General features: G+C 73.3%; 13 protein-coding genes. 3 read left to right on the top strand and 10 right to left on the bottom strand.

All coding sequences use genetic code 11. The features are described from left to right. Window positions 1-222 precede the first annotated feature (222 nt). Window positions 223-1,566, top strand: a complete 1,344-nt coding sequence (locus ABZT87_RS29005) for a GH1 family beta-glucosidase (RefSeq protein ID WP_355139434.1) — start codon at window positions 223-225, stop codon at window positions 1,564-1,566. A 79-nt stretch (window positions 1,567-1,645) separates the two neighbouring features. Here ABZT87_RS29005 and ABZT87_RS29000 read toward each other — a convergent pair whose 3' ends face one another. The 3 genes from ABZT87_RS29000 to ABZT87_RS28990 all read right to left on the bottom strand — a co-directional run bounded on the left by ABZT87_RS29000 (window position 1,646) and on the right by ABZT87_RS28990 (window position 6,113). After that, complete coding sequence (locus ABZT87_RS29000; RefSeq protein WP_197281421.1) at window positions 1,646-2,059, bottom strand: roadblock/LC7 domain-containing protein; 414 nt, start codon at window positions 2,057-2,059, stop codon at window positions 1,646-1,648. 5 nt (window positions 2,060-2,064) lie between these two features. Further along, entirely contained in the window at window positions 2,065-4,605 is a 2,541-nt protein-coding gene (locus ABZT87_RS28995) for a nitrate- and nitrite sensing domain-containing protein (RefSeq protein WP_355139432.1), read from the bottom strand. Between the two features lie 95 nt (window positions 4,606-4,700). Beyond that, window positions 4,701-6,113, bottom strand: coding sequence for an FGGY family carbohydrate kinase (locus ABZT87_RS28990; RefSeq protein WP_355139430.1), 1,413 nt, complete (start codon window positions 6,111-6,113; stop codon window positions 4,701-4,703). A gap of 271 nt (window positions 6,114-6,384) precedes the next feature. On the opposite strand from ABZT87_RS28990, the gene ABZT87_RS28985 reads away from it, so the two are divergent. After that, window positions 6,385-8,316 carry an anthranilate synthase family protein gene (locus ABZT87_RS28985; protein ID WP_355139499.1) on the top strand — a complete coding sequence of 644 codons (1,932 nt, stop codon included), beginning with the start codon at window positions 6,385-6,387 and terminating at the stop codon, window positions 8,314-8,316. Window positions 8,317-8,429: 113 nt separating this feature from the next. Here ABZT87_RS28985 and wrbA read toward each other — a convergent pair whose 3' ends face one another. The 4 genes from wrbA to ABZT87_RS28965 all read right to left on the bottom strand — a co-directional run bounded on the left by wrbA (window position 8,430) and on the right by ABZT87_RS28965 (window position 10,926). Continuing rightward, window positions 8,430-9,047 carry an NAD(P)H:quinone oxidoreductase gene (gene wrbA, locus ABZT87_RS28980; protein ID WP_354860967.1) on the bottom strand — a complete coding sequence of 206 codons (618 nt, stop codon included), beginning with the start codon at window positions 9,045-9,047 and terminating at the stop codon, window positions 8,430-8,432. 286 nt (window positions 9,048-9,333) lie between these two features. Continuing rightward, the gene (locus tag ABZT87_RS28975; protein ID WP_354860965.1) at window positions 9,334-9,702 is read right to left on the bottom strand and encodes a DUF3037 domain-containing protein; all 369 of its coding nucleotides are present in this window, start codon (window positions 9,700-9,702) and stop codon (window positions 9,334-9,336) included. Then, window positions 9,699-10,457 (bottom strand): HipA family kinase, encoded by a 759-nt coding sequence (locus ABZT87_RS28970; RefSeq protein ID WP_354860964.1) that lies wholly within the window; start codon window positions 10,455-10,457, stop codon window positions 9,699-9,701. The genes ABZT87_RS28975 and ABZT87_RS28970 overlap by 4 nt, the downstream gene beginning before the upstream one ends. Window positions 10,458-10,533: 76 nt before the next feature. Beyond that, window positions 10,534-10,926, bottom strand: a complete 393-nt coding sequence (locus tag ABZT87_RS28965; RefSeq protein WP_354860962.1) for a hypothetical protein — start codon at window positions 10,924-10,926, stop codon at window positions 10,534-10,536. 135 nt (window positions 10,927-11,061) lie between these two features. Between ABZT87_RS28965 and ABZT87_RS28960 the strand changes: the two genes are divergently transcribed. Further along, window positions 11,062-12,183, top strand: coding sequence for a winged helix DNA-binding domain-containing protein (locus ABZT87_RS28960; RefSeq protein ID WP_355139428.1), 1,122 nt, complete (start codon window positions 11,062-11,064; stop codon window positions 12,181-12,183). On the opposite strand, the gene malQ is transcribed toward ABZT87_RS28960, so the two are convergent. The 3 genes from malQ to ABZT87_RS28945 all read right to left on the bottom strand — a co-directional run bounded on the left by malQ (window position 12,165) and on the right by ABZT87_RS28945 (window position 16,419). After that, window positions 12,165-14,189: a 4-alpha-glucanotransferase gene (gene malQ / locus ABZT87_RS28955; RefSeq protein WP_355139426.1), complete on the bottom strand. Its 2,025-nt coding sequence runs from the start codon at window positions 14,187-14,189 to the stop codon at window positions 12,165-12,167. The two genes, ABZT87_RS28960 and malQ, sit on opposite strands and share 19 nt — an antisense overlap. Before the next feature lie 174 nt (window positions 14,190-14,363). Beyond that, complete coding sequence (ugpC, locus tag ABZT87_RS28950; RefSeq protein WP_354860957.1) at window positions 14,364-15,572, bottom strand: sn-glycerol-3-phosphate ABC transporter ATP-binding protein UgpC; 1,209 nt, start codon at window positions 15,570-15,572, stop codon at window positions 14,364-14,366. Window positions 15,573-15,582: 10 nt separating this feature from the next. Beyond that, window positions 15,583-16,419, bottom strand: a complete 837-nt coding sequence (locus ABZT87_RS28945) for a carbohydrate ABC transporter permease (protein ID WP_355139424.1) — start codon at window positions 16,417-16,419, stop codon at window positions 15,583-15,585.

The following is a 16,419-nucleotide window of genomic DNA, read 5'->3' as shown; positions in this document are numbered from 1 at the left end:
CCCGTCCCCACACTAAACCCCCGTACACAATGGGAAAAGAGGCCGACGGGACAGGCGCCAAGCGCCGCCCGGTCGGCCTCGTTCGCTGTCCGGGGCCCTCACCCGCCTCGACCCGCCATGTCCGGCCGCCGTGACGGCCGGCTCACGGGGCCGGCCGCTCCTGGCCTATTCTGGGAGCGCTCCCGAATCTCGGCGGCGGCCCCGTATCCACGAGGAGAATCCATGTCGATACCTACCGGGCCCGCCGGCCCGCTGCGCTTTCCCCGCGACTTCGGCTGGGGCGCGGCCACCTCCGCTTACCAGATCGAGGGCGCCACCAAGGAGGACGGCCGCGGCGAGTCGGTCTGGGACACCTTCAGTCGTGTCCCCGGGCGTACCCGCAACGGCGACACCGGCGACGTGGCCGCGGACCACTACCACCGGTACGCCGAAGACCTCGACCTGATGCGCGACCTGGGTCTGCGCAGCTACCGCTTCTCCATCTCCTGGCCCCGCGTCCAGCCCGACGGCACCGGCGCGCCCAACCAGCGCGGGCTCGACTTCTACCGCCGCCTCCTGGACGGCCTGCACGAGCGCGGCATCGCCCCGATGGCCACCCTGTTCCACTGGGACCTGCCGCAGGCGTTGCAGGACGCCGACGGCTGGGAGTCCCGCGACACCGCCCACCGCTTCGCCGACTACGCCGACGCGGTGTTCACCGCCCTCGGTGACCGGGTGCCGGTCTGGCTCACCATCAACGAGCCCAAGACCGTCGTACAGAACGGCTATCTCATGGGCCACCACGCGCCCGGCCGGCAGGACCCGGACGCCGCCTACCTCGTCGCCCACCACCTGCAACTGGCCCACGGCCTCGCGGTCCGCGCGCTGCGCGCCGCCAACGGCACCGGCCGGATCGGCCCCGCGCTCAACCTGCACCCCTGCTACCCCACCGACGACTCCCCCGAGGCCGCCGCCGCCGCCCAGCTCTACGACGGCTACGAGAACCGCCTCTACCTCGACTCGCTGCTCAAGGGCAGCTACCCGCAGGACGTGCTGGCCGACCTGGGCCCGCAGAGCCGGATGGTTCGCGGCATCCGCGACGGCGACCTGGCGGTGATCTCGTCGCCGGTCGACCTGCTGGCCGTGCAGTACTACACGCCCATCTACGTCACGGCCGACGGCAGCACCGAACACCGGTGGCCGACCTCCGAGGCCGGTTGGCAGCAGATCTACCCCGACGGGATGTACGACATCCTGACCCGGGTCACCCGCGACTACGGCCCGATCCCGCTCACCGTCACCGAGAACGGCCTGCCCACCCCCGACACCCTGGCCGCCGACGACACCGTCGACGACAGCGGCCGGATCACCTTCCTGCGCGACCACCTGGCCGCCGCGCACCGCGCCATCAGCGCCGGAGTGCCGCTGGAGAGCTTCCACGTGTGGTCGATGCTCGACAACTTCGAGTGGGACGAAGGGTACGACCAACGCTGGGGCCTGGTCTACGTGGACTACGCCACCCAGCGCCGGGTGCTCAAGCGCAGCGCCCACTGGTACCGCTCCGTCATCGCCGAGGGCGGTTTCTGAGCGGGCCGCCCGGACGGCCGGGCCCGGACGGCTCGGCTCCGGGTGAGCCGGTGACCGTCCGGGTCACGGTCGGCAACGTTCAGCGGGGCAGCGCCTGCTGCAACTCCGCTCGCAGGGCAGGGGTGAGCATCTCCCCCGCCTGCTTCGCCAGCCGGGCCATCTCGTAGCCCACCACGCCGATGTCCGCGTCGCCGGCCGCGAGCGTGGCCAGGATCGATCCGTCGCGCACCTGCATCACGAGGAAGTAGCCCCGGCCCATCTCGACCACCGTTTGCTTGACGATGTCGCCGTCGAACATCTGCGCCGCGCCCGCCGTGATGCTCATCAGCCCGGACGTCACCGCGGCGAGCTTGTCCGCGTGGTCGCGGGGCAGATGGTCGGAGATCGCCACCAGCAGCCCGTCGGAGGAGACCACCACCGCGTGCGCCACACCCGGCACCCGCTCTGCGAACGCGCTCACCAGCCAGCTCAGGTCACGTGCCTCCTGGCTCAACGTCGTCACTGTCGTCGTCCTCCTTCGTCGTGCCCCCACGAGGGTGGCACCGATATCTCGGTGGTGTCCTCGGCCTCGGCACGCCGTACCCCGCTGTAGAGCCGGGAAAGCATGCCGCCGACCGCCTCCGGGTCCAGTTCGGCGCGCGCCGGCGCCGACTCCGGCTGGGCCGGGCGGGTGACCGCGGAGAGTTGCGCCATCGGCACGCGTACCGGCAGGCCCCGCTCGTTCGTGCCGGCCGTCACCGGAGTGGCGGGCGGCGCGGCCGGGCCGGGGGCCGCCGCCCCGGTCGGCCCCTGCCGGGACCACCAGCCGCCGCCGTCATCGGAGGCGGCCGGAGCCAACACGTCCTCGGCGCGTACCGGCACGGGGCGGGTCTGGCGCGGCACGGTGGCAGCCGGCGGGCGACCGGCCACCGGCAGGTCCAGCGGGCCGACGGCCGGCCCACGGGCACCAGCCGACCGGGGCGCCCCCGCCATCCGCTGCGCCGCGGCGCCCCGCGCCGCACTCGCCGCCAGCATCCGGGCCGGCGCCGGCGGATCCAGCTCCACCGCACCGGCCGGAGCCAGCAGGGCGGCCGGCAGCACCAGCCGCGCGACCAGGCCGCTCTGGCGTGCGTCGAGCTGCACCCGCACGCCCAGCCGGCTCGCCAGGTGGCTGACCACGAACAGGCCCATCCGCTCGACCGCCGCGACGTCCGCGGCCGGTGGGCTGGCCAGCACCGCGTTCGCCTCGGCCAGCGCGGTCGGGCTCATGCCCAGGCCGTCGTCCACGATCTCGATCAACGCGCCCGAAGCCTCGACCCTTGCGGTCACCAGCACGACCGTGTCCGGACGGGAGAACGCGGTCGCGTTCTCCAGCAGCTCGGCCAGCATGTGCACCAGTTCCCCGACCGCGTGCCCCACCACGTTGACCTCGCCCACCGAATCCAGCCGGACCCGCTGGTACTGCTCGATCTCGGCGGCGGCGGCCAGCAGCACGGTGCCGAGACCCACCGGACGGTTCCACCGACGGGTGGAGTCCGTACCGGCGAGCACCAGCAGGCTCTCGTCGTTACGGCGCATCCGGGCGGCCAGGTGGTCGAGTTTGAACAGGTTGCCGAGTTGGTCCGGGTCGCTCTCCTCGCGCTCCAGGTCGTCGAGCAGCTCCAGTTGGCGCTCCACCAGCACCTGGCTGCGGCGGGCCAGGTTGACGAACATCGCATTGACGTTGCGACGCATCAGCGCCTGCTCGACGGCGACGGTCACGGCGCTGCGGTGCACCGCGACGAACGCCTCCGCCAGCTCACCGATCTCGTCGAGCGAACGGACCACCGCCGGCGCGACGTCGATGCTCGGCACCCCGCCGGTGACGGTCCGCAGCCGATCCAGCGCGTCCGGAAGCTCGACCTGCGCGATGCGCAGCGCCTGGCTGCGCAGCAGCCGCATCGACCGGGCGACCGACCGCCCCACCAGCAGTGAGATCAGCAGGGCGACCAGCAGCACGGCGACGACACCGCCCACCACCAGCAGGGTGGCCCGCAACTGGCCGCTGCTGGCGTCGTCGGCCTGGCGCACCGCGTCGTCCAGCACCCCCGCCTCGACCTGGCGCAGCAACTCCTGGCGCTGTTGGCTGGCCGACCACCACTGCTCCGACGGCAGCACCTCGGGCGCGGCGTTCCCGGCCGGCAGGCTGCGCTCCTCCAGCTGGGTGGCGACCAGGAACAGCGGGTTCACCGAGGTCTCGTCGTACCGGCGGATCTGATCCGTGGTGGCGGCCACCCGGAACGCGCCGAGGGCGGTCAACTGCTGGGCGCGCAGGTCGGTGAGGACCACCCGGTCCTCCGTGCCGTACCGGCCGGCGCGGGCGGCGGCGTAGAGCTGGGCGCGGACGCGGGAGGAGAGCTCCTTGACCCGGGCCAGCTGCACGTAGCGCAGCACCGAGTCGCTCAGCGCCGCCCGGTCCTGACCGGGCGTCGGCTCGGCGAGCAGGTCCAGCAGCGCGCCCACGGCCCGGTGGTAGTTGCTCAGGATGGTGTCGTTGCTGAGCACCGCCGGCGGGATCGCCGGACGGATGTCGATCACCTGGTCGTACGCCTCCTGCGCCTCGGAGAAGGCCACCCGCCAGGACGCGTCGGCGTCGGCCAACGGCCCCGCCGCCCGGCTCAGGTCGGCCATCGCCCGGTCGGAGGCCGCCTGCAACGGTCGCAGCGCGGTGGCGGCGGCCTGCCGGTCGCCACCGCGGCGCAGCTCGCCCAGCTCACCCGCCGAGCGGTCCCGCTCCTGTTGGAGCTGGTGCACCACTGCGGTGATCTGCCGGCCGATGCCGACCTGCCGGGAGAAGTCGTTCAGCGCGGTCGTCCGTCCGACCAGGGCACTGGTCTGCACGCCCGCGAGCACCAGGAACGCCACCGACGGCACCACCAGCACGGTGGCCAGCTTGGTGCTCATCCGCCAGTCCCGCAGCCGGAACGGCGAGCGGCGTCGATGCGGAACGACGCGGACGTCGAAGCGTCGCCGGCGGTGGTTCGACACCCCGCCGGTCGCCGGATCGGGACCTCCCGCCACCCTGCCTCCTCCTGCCGCGTCCACCGCGACCCGGGGAGCGCAGTCCATCCAACCAGGCTCGGTAGCGCTGTCAACGGCCCGGGCAGGGCGAAAGTTCAGGAAGGATACTGCGGGTGGGATCGTCCTGTCGTGGTCGGTAAGACCAGCTCATCCGTCTGGCCGATGTCGGCGAGCTCGGCCGCCGCACCAAAGCGGCCCAGCGCGACCAACGCGGCGCCGGTGGCACCGATCTCCGGGTTGCGTTGGTGCGACACCGGTCGCGGCGCGAGCGCGGCGGCGAACGCCTGCCGCCACCACACCGAGGCGGCCACCGCGCCGCCACCCAGCACCACCCCGACCGGTTTGTCGACCATGGACTCCAGCACCGCGAGATCGTCGGCGACCAGCTCGCACAGCCCCTGCATCAACCCGGCCAGGATGTCCACCGCCGTGGTGCTGAAGCTCAGGCCGCGCAGCTCGCCCGAGCCGGCCGGCGCCAACCCGGGCGGCCGGTCGCCCCCGAAACGGGGGTCGGTCGGCCGGCCGCCGCCCGCCGGCACCAACGCCAGCGCCGCGTCCAGCTCATCCCCGTGGGGCAGTCGCAGCTCCCTGTTCGCCCAGGCGAACAGGTTGCCACCGCTGGAGTACGCAGCCCCGGTCACCACGTGGTCGTGGTCGACCCGGTAGCGCCAGAGTCGTTCGGGCAGTCGTGGCAGCGGCTCTCCGGCCGGGATCCGCTGCATCAGGCGTACGGCCGCGGAGGTGCCCACCGTGACCGCGGCCCGGCTCGGGTCGGCGCAGCCCGAGCCGACGTTCGACGCCCCGCCGTCACCCACCGGCGGCGCCCACCGGGCCTCGGCCAGCTGCGGCCAGCGGCGGGCGCGGTCGGGCCGGAGCCGGCCGTGCCAGTCCAGCTCACCCAGGGTCGGCAGGTCGCGCGGTCGCGCACCGGCCAGCGTCAACGCCTCCTCATCCCAGCGCAGGCTGCTCAAATCCAGCAGGCCGGTGCCGGAGGCCTGGGAGACCGACATGGGCGCCGCCTGCAGCAGCTCGCCCAGCACGTATTCCGGCAGGCCGACGAACCGGGCGATCGGCGTGCCGGACTGTTCCCGCAGCCAGGGCAGGCGCACCGACCAGTAGGAGCGGTGCCACCAGCAGCCGGTGCGCTGGTGGAAGGCGTCCGGGTCGGCCGGGCCGGACGTGTCGCCGACCGGCGCGGGCCGGGTGTCCAACCAGGTGACGACCGGGCCCAGCGGAGTGCCGTCGCGGTCCAGCGGAAGCACCGAGTGCCACTGCGCGGAGGTCGCCACCAGGTCGACGTCGTGCAGGTGCCCCGCCTCGGCCAGCTCGTCCAGGCACTCGATGAGACAGGCGAGGTAGTCGGGGCCGGAGAGCGTGCCGGTGCCGTCGTCACCGAGGGCGAGGTTGACCTTCCGCCGGGCCAGGGCGCCGGGCAGCGGCTGGGTCTCCCCGTCCAGCACCAGCCCCCGTACGGAGGAGGTGCCCAGGTCGAGCGCGAGAATGTTCATCGCCGGTCAAGTTACCCGGTGCCGGCCGCGCGGGAACGGAGGTCCGGCCGGGCACACCGGTACGCCCGAAGGGGTCCCGAGCCGGCCTGCGGCCGCGTAAGGTGGACCGCATGCTCGCGCACCCAACCTCCTGGTGGCCCGCCGACCCGGCGGCCACCCCCCGCGCGTAGCTCCATCCACGCGGCCGCCACCGAGGCGGCCGCCGGATCTCCCGGCCCGGATGGCCGCCACCGCTGGCGGCGCCCGGCCCACGGAGACCACGATGACCAGCCTGACCCACCTGACCGACCTGCTCGCCGCCATCTCCCGTGGCGACGACCCCGGCCCGTTCGCGCTGTTGCGCCGCGAGGGCGCCGACGAGCTGGAACTGTTCACCGGCGTCGTCGCCACCGTCGACCGCCTGGCGGACATCCCGCTGTCGCCGGGTGCGCCCGGGGCGCGGACGCTGGCCCTGGTGCCGTTCCGGCAGATCGCCGAGCGTGGCTTCGCCTGCGTCGACGACGACGCCCCGCTGGAGTGCCTCCAGGTCCGCGAGCACCGGCGGATCCCCCTGGCCGAGGCCCTGGCCGCGCTGCCCGACCAGCCGGTCCGCACCCGCGACGCCGCGTTCGACGTCAGCGACGAGGAGTACGCGCGGATCGTGCAGCGGGTGCTCACCGAGGAGATCGGCCGCGGCGAGGGCGCGAACTTCGTCATCCACCGCACCCTGCACGCCAGCGTGCAGGGCGCCCCGCTGGTGGCGGCGCTGGCCGCGCTGCGCCGGCTGCTGGTCGCCGAGCGCGGCGCCTACTGGACGTTCGTGGTGCACACCGACACCCGGACCCTGGTCGGCGCCAGCCCGGAACGACACGTCAGCGTCGACGACGGGCTCGTGATGATGAACCCGATCAGCGGCACCTTCCGGCCCAGCGGCGACACCCCGGACCGGGAGGCGCTGCTGCGGTTCCTCGCCGACCCGAAGGAGGTCGAGGAGCTCTACATGGTGCTCGACGAGGAGCTGAAGATGATGGCGACCGTCGCCGAGCACGGCGGCCAGGTCATCGGCCCGTACCTCAAGGAGATGTCCCACCTGGCGCACACCGAGTACCTGCTCGCCGGGCGGGGCACCCGCGACGTGCGGGAGGTGCTGCGGGAGACGATGTTCGCGCCCACCGTGACGGGCAGCCCGATGGAGAACGCCTGCCGGGTGATCGCCCGGCACGAGCGCCGGGGCCGGGGCTACTACGCGGGCGTGCTGGCCCTGCTCGGTCACGACGACGCCGGTCGCCAGACGCTGGACGCGCCGATCCTGATCCGTACCGCCGAGATCTCCCCCACCGGCCGGCTGCGGGTGCCGGTCGGCGCGACCCTGGTCCGGCATTCGACGGCTGCCGGCGAGGTGGCCGAGACGCACGCCAAGGCCGCCGGAGTGCTGGCCGCGCTCGGTCTCGGCCCGGCGGCGCCCGCCGGCGACCGCGGGCCGGTCGTGCGGCTGGCCGACGACCCGGCGGTACGCGACGCGCTCGCCGCGCGGAACACGCCGCTGGCCCGGTTCTGGCTGGACCAGCGGGCGCCGGACGCGCCGGGGCTGCCCGGGTTGGTCGGTCTGCGGGCACTGATCGTGGACGCCGAGGACACCTTCACCGGCATGTTGGCGCACCAACTGGGCGCGTTGGGTCTCGCGGTCACGCTGCGGCCGTGGCACGCAGGTGGCCCGGTCGACGAGTACGACCTGGTGGTGGCCGGGCCCGGACCGGGCGACCCGGGCAGCTCGGACGACCCGAAGATGGCCGCGTTGCGCAAGCTGCTGGACGGGCTGCTGGCGACCGGCCGGCCCACCCTCGCGGTCTGCCTGGGGCACCAGGTGCTGGCCGGTTTGCTGGGGCTGCCCCTGCACCGCCGCGACGCGCCCTATCAGGGGTTGCAACGGGAGGTCGCCCTGTTCGGCCGGGCCCGCCGGGTCGGCTTCTACTCCTCGTTCACCGCGCGGGCCGAGGCGGACCGGCTGCACACCGCGTACGGGACGGTGGAGCTGGCCCGGGACACGCGCGACGGGTCCGTGCACGCCCTGCGCGGGCAGGGTTTCGCCGGGGTGCAGTTCCACCCGGAGTCGGTGCTCAGCCCGGACGGGCTGACCGTGCTGACCGAGTTGCTGGCCGATCTGCTGCCGGCGCCACGCCCGGCCCGGCAGGCATCGCCGACCGGCCCGGCCCACCAGGCGTAGCCGACCGGCCGCGTCCGCTCGGCATAGCCACCGCCCTCGTGGGGTAGGGCTGGTGCGACCGGTGGTGCGAGCGGGCCGAGAGCCTCCGCCCGCGCCACCGGTCGCACCATCCGTCAGCCGCCCATGCCCTGCTTGAGCGCGGCGCCGATCTGCACTGCCCGGCGGGCGGTGAGGGCGCAGGCGCCCAGCGCCACCGCGTCCGGAGCGATCTCCCCGTTGTTGCTGGTGTGCGAGGCGCCGTACGGGTTGCCGGCGATGAACTGGCTGGAGTCGGTGTAGCCGGGGGGCACCACGACACCACCCCAGTGGTAGAAGACGTTGAAGAGCGAGGTCAGGGTCGTCTCCTGCCCTCCGTGCGAGGTCGCCGTGGAGGTGAAGCCCGCGTAGACCTTGTTGGCCAACGCGCCCTGCGCCCACAGCGGACCGGTGGTGTCGATGAACTGCTTCAGCTGGGCGGCGATCATGCCGTACCGGGTGGGGGATCCGAAGATCGCCACGTCGGCCCAGGCCAGGTCGTCGATCATCGCCTCGGGCACGTCCTGGGTCTCCAGGTGGTGCGCCTGCCAGCCGGAGTTGGAGCGGATCGCCTCGTCCGGCGCCAGCTCCCGCACCTTGCGCAGGCGCACGTCGGCGCCGGCCTCCCCGGCGGCCTCGCACGTGGCCTGCGCCATCTGGTACGTGATGCCGGTGGCGCTGTAATAGATCACCGCTACCTTGGTCTGGGCAGCCATCAGATTGTCCCCTTCTCGTCTCGGGTCAGCTCCCGCGACTACCCCCCAGGTGCGGTGACAAACGACGCCGACAGCGGCCTTCCGGTCGTCCGGGCTCAAGTTTTCCGCAAGTTCGCGGTCGTTGCGGCCCGGCCGCCCGCGCGGGCGGCCATCCTGATGCCATCGGTGCCGGCGCGATCCTGCCGCCGGATGGCACCGGGCGCCTGAACGGGGGATCGCGCTCCGCTGGCAACGACGCTGGCGCAGCGCGATCAGGGGCACTTCCCGAACCTCCCGGCCGGTGCGCTCAGTGGACCAGCGCCGCCATCAGCCGGTCCAACTCGCCGGCCGGGTCAGCGGTGAGGCCGGTGTGCACCGGGCCCGCCTGGATCATCGTGCTGCGGGGCGCGGCCAGCCAGTGGAACCGCTCACCGAGCCGCATCCGGGTCGCCGGCCCGTCACCGGAGCAGGTCCGGTCCAGGGAGTCGAGCACCGCGGCCACGGCCGGCAGATCGACGTCGGATGCCAGCGCGCGGACCCGGTCGGCGTCCAGGTGCGTCCGCGCGGCCAGGAAGTCGCGCTGCTGGCAGTAGAGCAGCACCCCGACGTTGATCTGCTCGCCGCGCTCGATGCGGGGCACCAGCCGGATGAGGGCGTACTCGAAGGGATGCCTCACGCCACGCTCCCCGCCGGTAGCCAGTCCGTCGGGCGGGCGACCCGCCGCGACAGGTGCGCCACGTACGCCTCCCGCGCCGCGTCGGCCGAGTCGAAGTCGGCGGCGGTCAGCCACTGGGCCGGCACCAGCGCCAGCACCTCCCGCAGCAGCTCCGGGGTGACCCGGGGTGCCAGCTCCGCGTCGGCCTCGGCCAGCCGCGACGCGTACGGCTCCAGCACGTGATCGTCCGCGCGGTAGGCCCGGTGCACGGCGGCGTCGGCGCGCGGCCAGTTGTGGTGGAAGTACAGCGCGGCGCCGTGGTCGATGAGCCACAGCTCCCGGTGCCAGACCAGCAGGTTCGGGTTGCGCCAGCTCCGGTCGACGTTCTCCACGTACGCGTCGAACCAGAGCACCCGGGACGCCAGCACGGCATCGACCGGGTGTGCGACCGGGTCGAAGCCGAGCGCGCCCGGGAGGAAGTCCATCCCCAGGTTGGCGCCGCCGCTGTTGCGCAGCAGCTCCTGCACCTCCTGGTCGGGCTCGGCCCGCCCGATCACCGGGTCGATGTCGAGGACCACCAGCGGCGGCACCCGCAACTCCAGCCGGCGGGCCAGCTCACCGCAGATCACCTCGGCGATGAGCGCCTTGGGCCCCTGCCCGGCGCCGGAGAACTTCGCCACGTACGTGCCGAGGTCGTCGGCCTCCACGACGCCCGGCAGCGAGCCACCCTCGCGCAGCGGCGTGACGTAGCGGATGGCGTTGACCTGGCGGAGCACGTCGCCCACCCTACTGGGGCCCGGGTCGCGACCCGCCCCGCGTCGTCGAACGTGCTCCCCGTCGGGGCGGCCCGCGTCAGTCGAGCTTGTCGCGCAGCTTGTTGACCTGCGTCTGGAGGCGGTCCACCGCGTTCTCGTTGTTGACGAAGGTGGTGATGCCCGCGGCGAGGCCGAGGCCGATCAGCACCGCCAGGATGCTCAGCACCAGACCACCGATCGACACCCCGCGGCCGGTCACCCCGGGTCGTTGCGCCATCTTGAGCCCGACGATGCCGAGGATGATTCCGATGATGCCGAGCACCAGCCCCAGCCACGCGAGGATGGCGGTCAACACGCTGAACAGGCCGGCGACGCCGAACACCAGAGCGAAGGTGGCGGCCGCACTGGTCTTCGCGTTGGCTTCCCCCCGGTGGCTCCGAGACCCGGCCGGTACGCCGGCACCCCGGGCCGGCTCGCTTGCGGCAGTCATGAGACTCCCCCTCCGTACGCGCGGCTCGCGTACTTCCGGGGGGCCGCCTTCCCGCTGCTCAGGTGGTTATGCACACGAGCCACTGTCGGCCGGGTGCCCTACCCTGTCGCAGCCACCTCCGGGGAAGGGAGTCCGATGACCACGGAACTCACCGCGTCCGAGGCGCTCGGTCTGCGGATGACGAGCCTCCTGCTGCGACCGCACCCGAGCATCCGGCCCGGCGCGGTGGCCGAGGTGGTCGAGTGGTTCGGCGCGATGCAGGCGCAGGATCTGGCGAGCGGGCTGTGGTCGCTGGGCGCCCGGTTGCCGGGGTGGACCAGGTCCGACGTGCAGGCGGCGCTGGAGCGCCGCGAAGCTCTGCGCACCTGGCCGATGCGGGGCACCGTGCACCTCGTTCCTCCCGCCGACACCCGCTGGATGCTGGAGCTGACCGGCGTCCGCTCGCTGGCCGGCGCGGCGGCCCGTCGAACGCAACTCGGGCTCACCGAGGCCGACGCGGACCGGGCGCTGGACGTGCTCGGCGCCGCGCTGGTCGGCGGGCGCCGGCTCACGCGGGCGGAGTGCCTGGCGGCCCTTCGCGCGGCGGGCCTGTCGACGGACGGCCAGCGCGGCTACCACCTGCTCTGGTACGCGAGTGTGCGCGGGGTGACCTGCGTGGCGCCGAACGTCGGCACCGACCAGACCTTCGCCCTGCTCGACGAGTGGGCGCCGGAGCAACGCCACCTGGATCGGGACGAGGCGTTGGCCCTGCTCGCCCACCGCTACGTCCGCGGGCACGGGCCGGTCACCACCCGCGAGTTCGCCGGTTGGAGCGGCCTCACCCTGACCGACGCGCGGCGCGGCCTGGCAGCCGCCGGCGAACTGCTGAGCACGGTGCTCGTCGACGGCGAGCCGATGCACGTGGACGCGGCGCTGTGTGACACGGCGTTGGCCGGTGCGCGCGCGCCGCAGGCCGACGTGCTGGCGCTGCCCGGCTTCGACGAGTACCTGCTCGGCTACCGGGACCGCACGCTGATGCTCGACCCCGCGCACCAGGCGGCCGTGGTGCCCGGCAACAACGGCATCTTCCAGGCGACCGTGGTCCGTGCCGGCCGGGTGGTGGGCGTCTGGAAGCGCGCGCTCGGCCGGGCCGCCGTCACCGTGGCGATCCGGCCGCTGACGACGCTGGACGCCGGCGAGCGAGCCCGGGTGGAGCAGGCCCTGGGGCGGTACGCCGACTTCCTCGGGCTGCCCGCCCGCTACGACTGGTCGGCCTGAGGGCTGCTCGTCCCGGACCGGCGCGGGGCGGTCGATCGGGGACGCGCGGCGGTGAGGAGGTCGACGACCCGCGTCACCCTCGGGTCGGCGCGGATCTGCGCCACGGTCGCCGGCAGCGGCAGCCGCCAGTTCGGATACTCGTCGACCGTGCCCGGCATGTTGGGCTGGCGCACCTCACCCAGCACGTCGTAGAGGGAGACGCCGAGCAGTCGGGTGGGGCTGGCCGCGAGCGCCGCGTGCATCGCCACCACCACGTCGTCGTCGGGTGGGCCCGGCTCGCCGCCGGGCGTCGACCCCGGGTCGGCCGGCTCGGGCAGCAGCGCCTCGTCGCGCAGCATCGCCAGCAGTCGCTCGCGGTCGGCGGCGGCCCGGGCGCGCTCGACCGCCACGTCGGTGCCGAGCAACTTCAACTCGTCGCGGACACGGACGTGCTCCCCGGTCAGGAAGCCCGGCGCGGTGGGCAGGTCGTGGGTGGAGATGCTGGCCAGCGCGTTACGCGGCCAGCGGGCCGGCGGGACGAAGGTGCCGTCGTCGTCCCGGGCGAACCACAGCACGGTCGAGCCGAGCATGTTGCGCCCCCGCAGGCCCCGGGTCACGGCGGGTTGGACCGTGCCGAGATCCTCGCCGACCACCACCGCGCCGGCCCGGTGGGCCTCCAGCGCGAGGATGCCGAGCATCGCCTCGGCGTCGTATCGGACGTAGGTGCCCTCGGCGGCGCTGGCGCCCGGCGGCACCCACCACAGCCGCCACAGCCCTGCGACGTGGTCGACCCGTAGGCCGCCCGCGTGCCGCAGGGTCCGCCGCAGCATGTCCCGGTACGCCGCGTACCCGGTCTCGGCGAGCCGGTCCGGCCGCCATGCGGCGAGGCCCCAGTCCTGGCCGAGCTGGTTGAAGTCGTCCGGTGGGGCGCCGACCCGCACCCCCTGGGCCAGGACATCGGCGAGCTGCCAGCCGTCCGCGCCGCCCGGGTCGATGCCGACGGCCAGGTCGTGCACCACGCCGACCGGCATCCCGGCCGCCCGGGCCGCCGCGGTGACGGCGTCGAGCTGCTCGTCGCACAGGTGTTGCAGCCAGGCGTGGAAGGCCACCCGGTCGGCGAGCTGCCGACGCTGCTCGGCGACCGCCGGGGCGTCCGGGTGGTGCAGCTCCGCCGGCCAGGCACGCCAGTCGTTGCCGTGCCGCTCCGCCAGCGCGCACCAGGTGGCGAAGCTGGCCAGCTGCGGGTCCGCGGCCAGGTCGACCGGCCGGGCGTACGGGTGCAGCAGCTCGAGGGCGTGCCGCTTGGCGCTCCACACCTCGTCGTAGTCGATCAGGTCGCCGCGGTCGGGGCGCAGCGCGTCCACCACCGCCCGGGTCGCCGGGTCTGCCGCGGCGTACGCGGCGGTGTCACTGACGCGCAGGTAGAGCGGGTTGACGAAGCGCCGACTGGCGGGTGAATACGGTGAGGCGGCCACCGGATGCGCGGGTCCCACCGCGTGCAGCGGGTTGAGCAGCACCAGCCCCGCGCCCGTGGCACCGGCCCAGCCGGTGAACTCGGCCAGGTCGCCGAGGTCGCCCATGCCCCAGGAGCGTTCCGAGGTGAGCGCGTAGAGCTGGAGCATCCAACCCCAGGTGCGCGGCGGCACGGGCAGCCGACGGGGCACCACCACGAGCGTCGTCTCGCGGCCGGCGCAGCCCAACCGGTGCCAGCCCAGCGGCAGGTCTTCCGGCAACTCGCCGTCGACGTCGCGGCGGCCGCCGTCCTCCAGGGTCACCACGCCCGGGCCGGGCAGCGCCCGGGTTGTGCCCTGGGTCAGCACCACCGTCGCCGGCAACGCGGTCGAATCGACCGCGCGGGCGGCGGCGAGCGCGTCGGCCACGGCGGCCGGGCTGGTGGCGTCCACGCCGAGCAGGCCGAGCACGCCCACGACGGTCTCCGGTGCGACCTCGACTCGACGGTGCCGCCAGTCCTCGTACCAGGTGGACACGCCGTGCGCCTTGGCCAGCGCGGCCAGTCGTCGGTCCATCCCGCCCTCCGCCTCACGATGCGACCTTCGACCACCTTGCCACGCCCACCCACCGACCGCAGCGCACCCTGCCCCCGCCGATCCTGCAGTTCCTGTTGCGACACAGGGGACATTCGGCCCAGGTCGACAACGGAGACTGCAAGATCGGCGGGGACTGGCGGCGGGGTCGGGCCGTCAGTCGGCGAGCGCGCCGGCCGACCTGCCCTCGTGCAGGGTGAGGTTGCGGCCGTTGGTCGGGTCGAACAGGTGGATCTTCTCCAGGTTGAACCAGACGCGGCGGGACTGTCCCTCCGCGACCGGCGACTCGGCCGACAACCGGGTGACCAGGTTGCCACCGGTGCCGGCGAAATCGCCCCCGCCCGCGTCGGCGGCCAGCTCCTCCAACTCGGCGGCGCTGGCCCGCTCCCCCTCCACCGTGAAGTAGACGTACTTGTCCGAGCCCATCGACTCGACGATCTCCACGGGCGCCTCGAACTCCAGACCCCGGCGACGGGTGTCCTCGTCGACCAGCTCGGCGTCCTCGAAGTGCTCGGGGCGTACGCCGAGGATCAGCTCGCGGGGCGCGTCGGCCGCCTCCAGCTCGCGGCGGACCCGGTCGCCGAGCGGCACCTCGCCCAGCGCGGTGTGCAGGCTGCCGTCCTGCACGGCGGCGTGCAGGAAGTTCATCGACGGGGAGCCGATGAAGCCGGCCACGAAGAGGTTGCGGGGGTGGTCGTACAGCTCCTGCGGAGGCCCGACCTGCTGGATCGCGCCACCCCGCATGATGACCACCCGGTCGCCGAGGGTCATCGCCTCGGTCTGGTCGTGGGTGACGTAGACGGTCGTGGTGCCGAGCTGCTTCTGCAACCGGGACACCACCGTGCGCATCTGCACGCGCAGCTTCGCGTCCAGGTTGGACAGCGGCTCGTCCATCAGGAACGCCTTGGGCTGGCGGACGATCGCCCGGCCCATCGCCACCCGCTGACGCTGACCACCGGAGAGGTTGGCCGGCTTGCGGTCCAGCAGCGGCACCAGCTCCAGCACCTTGGCCGCCTCGTCGACCTTGGCGTTGATGGTCTCCCGGTCCAGCTTGGCCAGCCGCAGCGGGAACGCCATGTTCTCCCGCACCGTCATGTTCGGATACAGCGCGTAGGACTGGAACACCATCGCGATGTCCCGGTCCCGGGGGGCCTTGTCGTTGACCCGCTGGCCGCCGATGCGCAGCTCGCCGGAGCTGATGTCCTCCAGCCCGGCGATCATGTTGAGGGTGGTGGACTTGCCGCAGCCCGAGGGGCCGACCAGGATCACGAACTCGCCGTCGGCGATCTCCAGGTCGACGTCCTGCACGGCGACGGTCCCGTCCGGGAAACTCTTGCTCACCTTGTCGAGCACGATGTCAGCCATGACTACTCACCTATCCCTTGACTGCGCCGGAGGTCAGGCCGGACACGATGCGGCGCTGGAAGAAGAGGACGAACAGGATGATCGGAACGGTGATCACCACGGCGGCGGCGCAGACCGCCCCGGTGGGATCCTCGAACTGCGAGGCGCCGGTGAAGAACGACAGCGCGGCCGGCACCGTGCGGGACCGCTCGGTGGAGGTCAGCGAGATGGCGAACAGGAAGTCGTTCCAGCAGAAGATGAAGACCAGGATCGCCGTGGTGAACAGGCCGGGCGCGGCCAGTGGCGCGATCACCCGCCGGAACGCCTGTGCCTGGGTGGCGCCGTCCATCTTCGCCGCCTTCTCCAGGTCCCAGGGGATCTGCTTGAAGAACGCCGACAGCGTGTAGATCGCCAGCGGCAGCGCGAAGGTGATGTACGGCAGGATCAGTCCCGGCCAGGTGTCGAAGATCTTGAGCTGACGCTCGATCTCGAACAGGGGCGACACGAGGGACACCTGCGGGAACATCGCGATCAACAGGGACACCCCGACCAGCAACCCCTTGCCGGGGAAGTCCAGCCGGCTGATCGCGTACGCGGCCATCGCGCCGAGCACCACCGCGATGAGCGTGGCGATCAGGGCGATGCCGATGGAGTTGATCAGCGCGCGGACGAACTGGTCGGTGTCGAAGATCGTCCGGTAGTTGTCCAGCGTCCACTCCCGGGGGATGAAGTTCCCGTCGGTGAGGGTGGCCGGCGTCTTGAACGACAGCGAGGCGATCCACAGCACCGGGACCATCGCGAAGACGACCACGAGGACGTCGAGCAGACCCCAGCGCACCTTCGCCCGGGTGGTGGTTTCGACAGCCAT

The organism is Micromonospora sp. NPDC005237 (assembly GCF_040607775.1).
Lineage (GTDB): Bacteria > Actinomycetota > Actinomycetes > Mycobacteriales > Micromonosporaceae > Micromonospora.
This window is presented reverse-complemented; position numbering and strand designations above follow the sequence as displayed.

What these genes read in the sequence shown, in the direction of transcription:
- ABZT87_RS29005 (WP_355139434.1), top strand. Translation starts at nt 223, where the DNA reads ATGTCGATACCTACCGGGCCCGCCGGCCCGCTGCGCTTTCCCCGCGAC.
- ABZT87_RS28990 (WP_355139430.1), bottom strand. Translation starts at nt 6,113, where the DNA reads ATGAACATTCTCGCGCTCGACCTGGGCACCTCCTCCGTACGGGGGCTG.
- wrbA (WP_354860967.1), bottom strand. Translation starts at nt 9,047, where the DNA reads ATGGCTGCCCAGACCAAGGTAGCGGTGATCTATTACAGCGCCACCGGC.
- ABZT87_RS28965 (WP_354860962.1), bottom strand. Translation starts at nt 10,926, where the DNA reads ATGACTGCCGCAAGCGAGCCGGCCCGGGGTGCCGGCGTACCGGCCGGG.
- ABZT87_RS28960 (WP_355139428.1), top strand. Translation starts at nt 11,062, where the DNA reads ATGACCACGGAACTCACCGCGTCCGAGGCGCTCGGTCTGCGGATGACG.
- malQ (WP_355139426.1), bottom strand. Translation starts at nt 14,189, where the DNA reads ATGGACCGACGACTGGCCGCGCTGGCCAAGGCGCACGGCGTGTCCACC.
- ugpC (WP_354860957.1), bottom strand. Translation starts at nt 15,572, where the DNA reads ATGGCTGACATCGTGCTCGACAAGGTGAGCAAGAGTTTCCCGGACGGG.
- ABZT87_RS28945 (WP_355139424.1), bottom strand. Translation starts at nt 16,419, where the DNA reads ATGGCTGTCGAAACCACCACCCGGGCGAAGGTGCGCTGGGGTCTGCTC.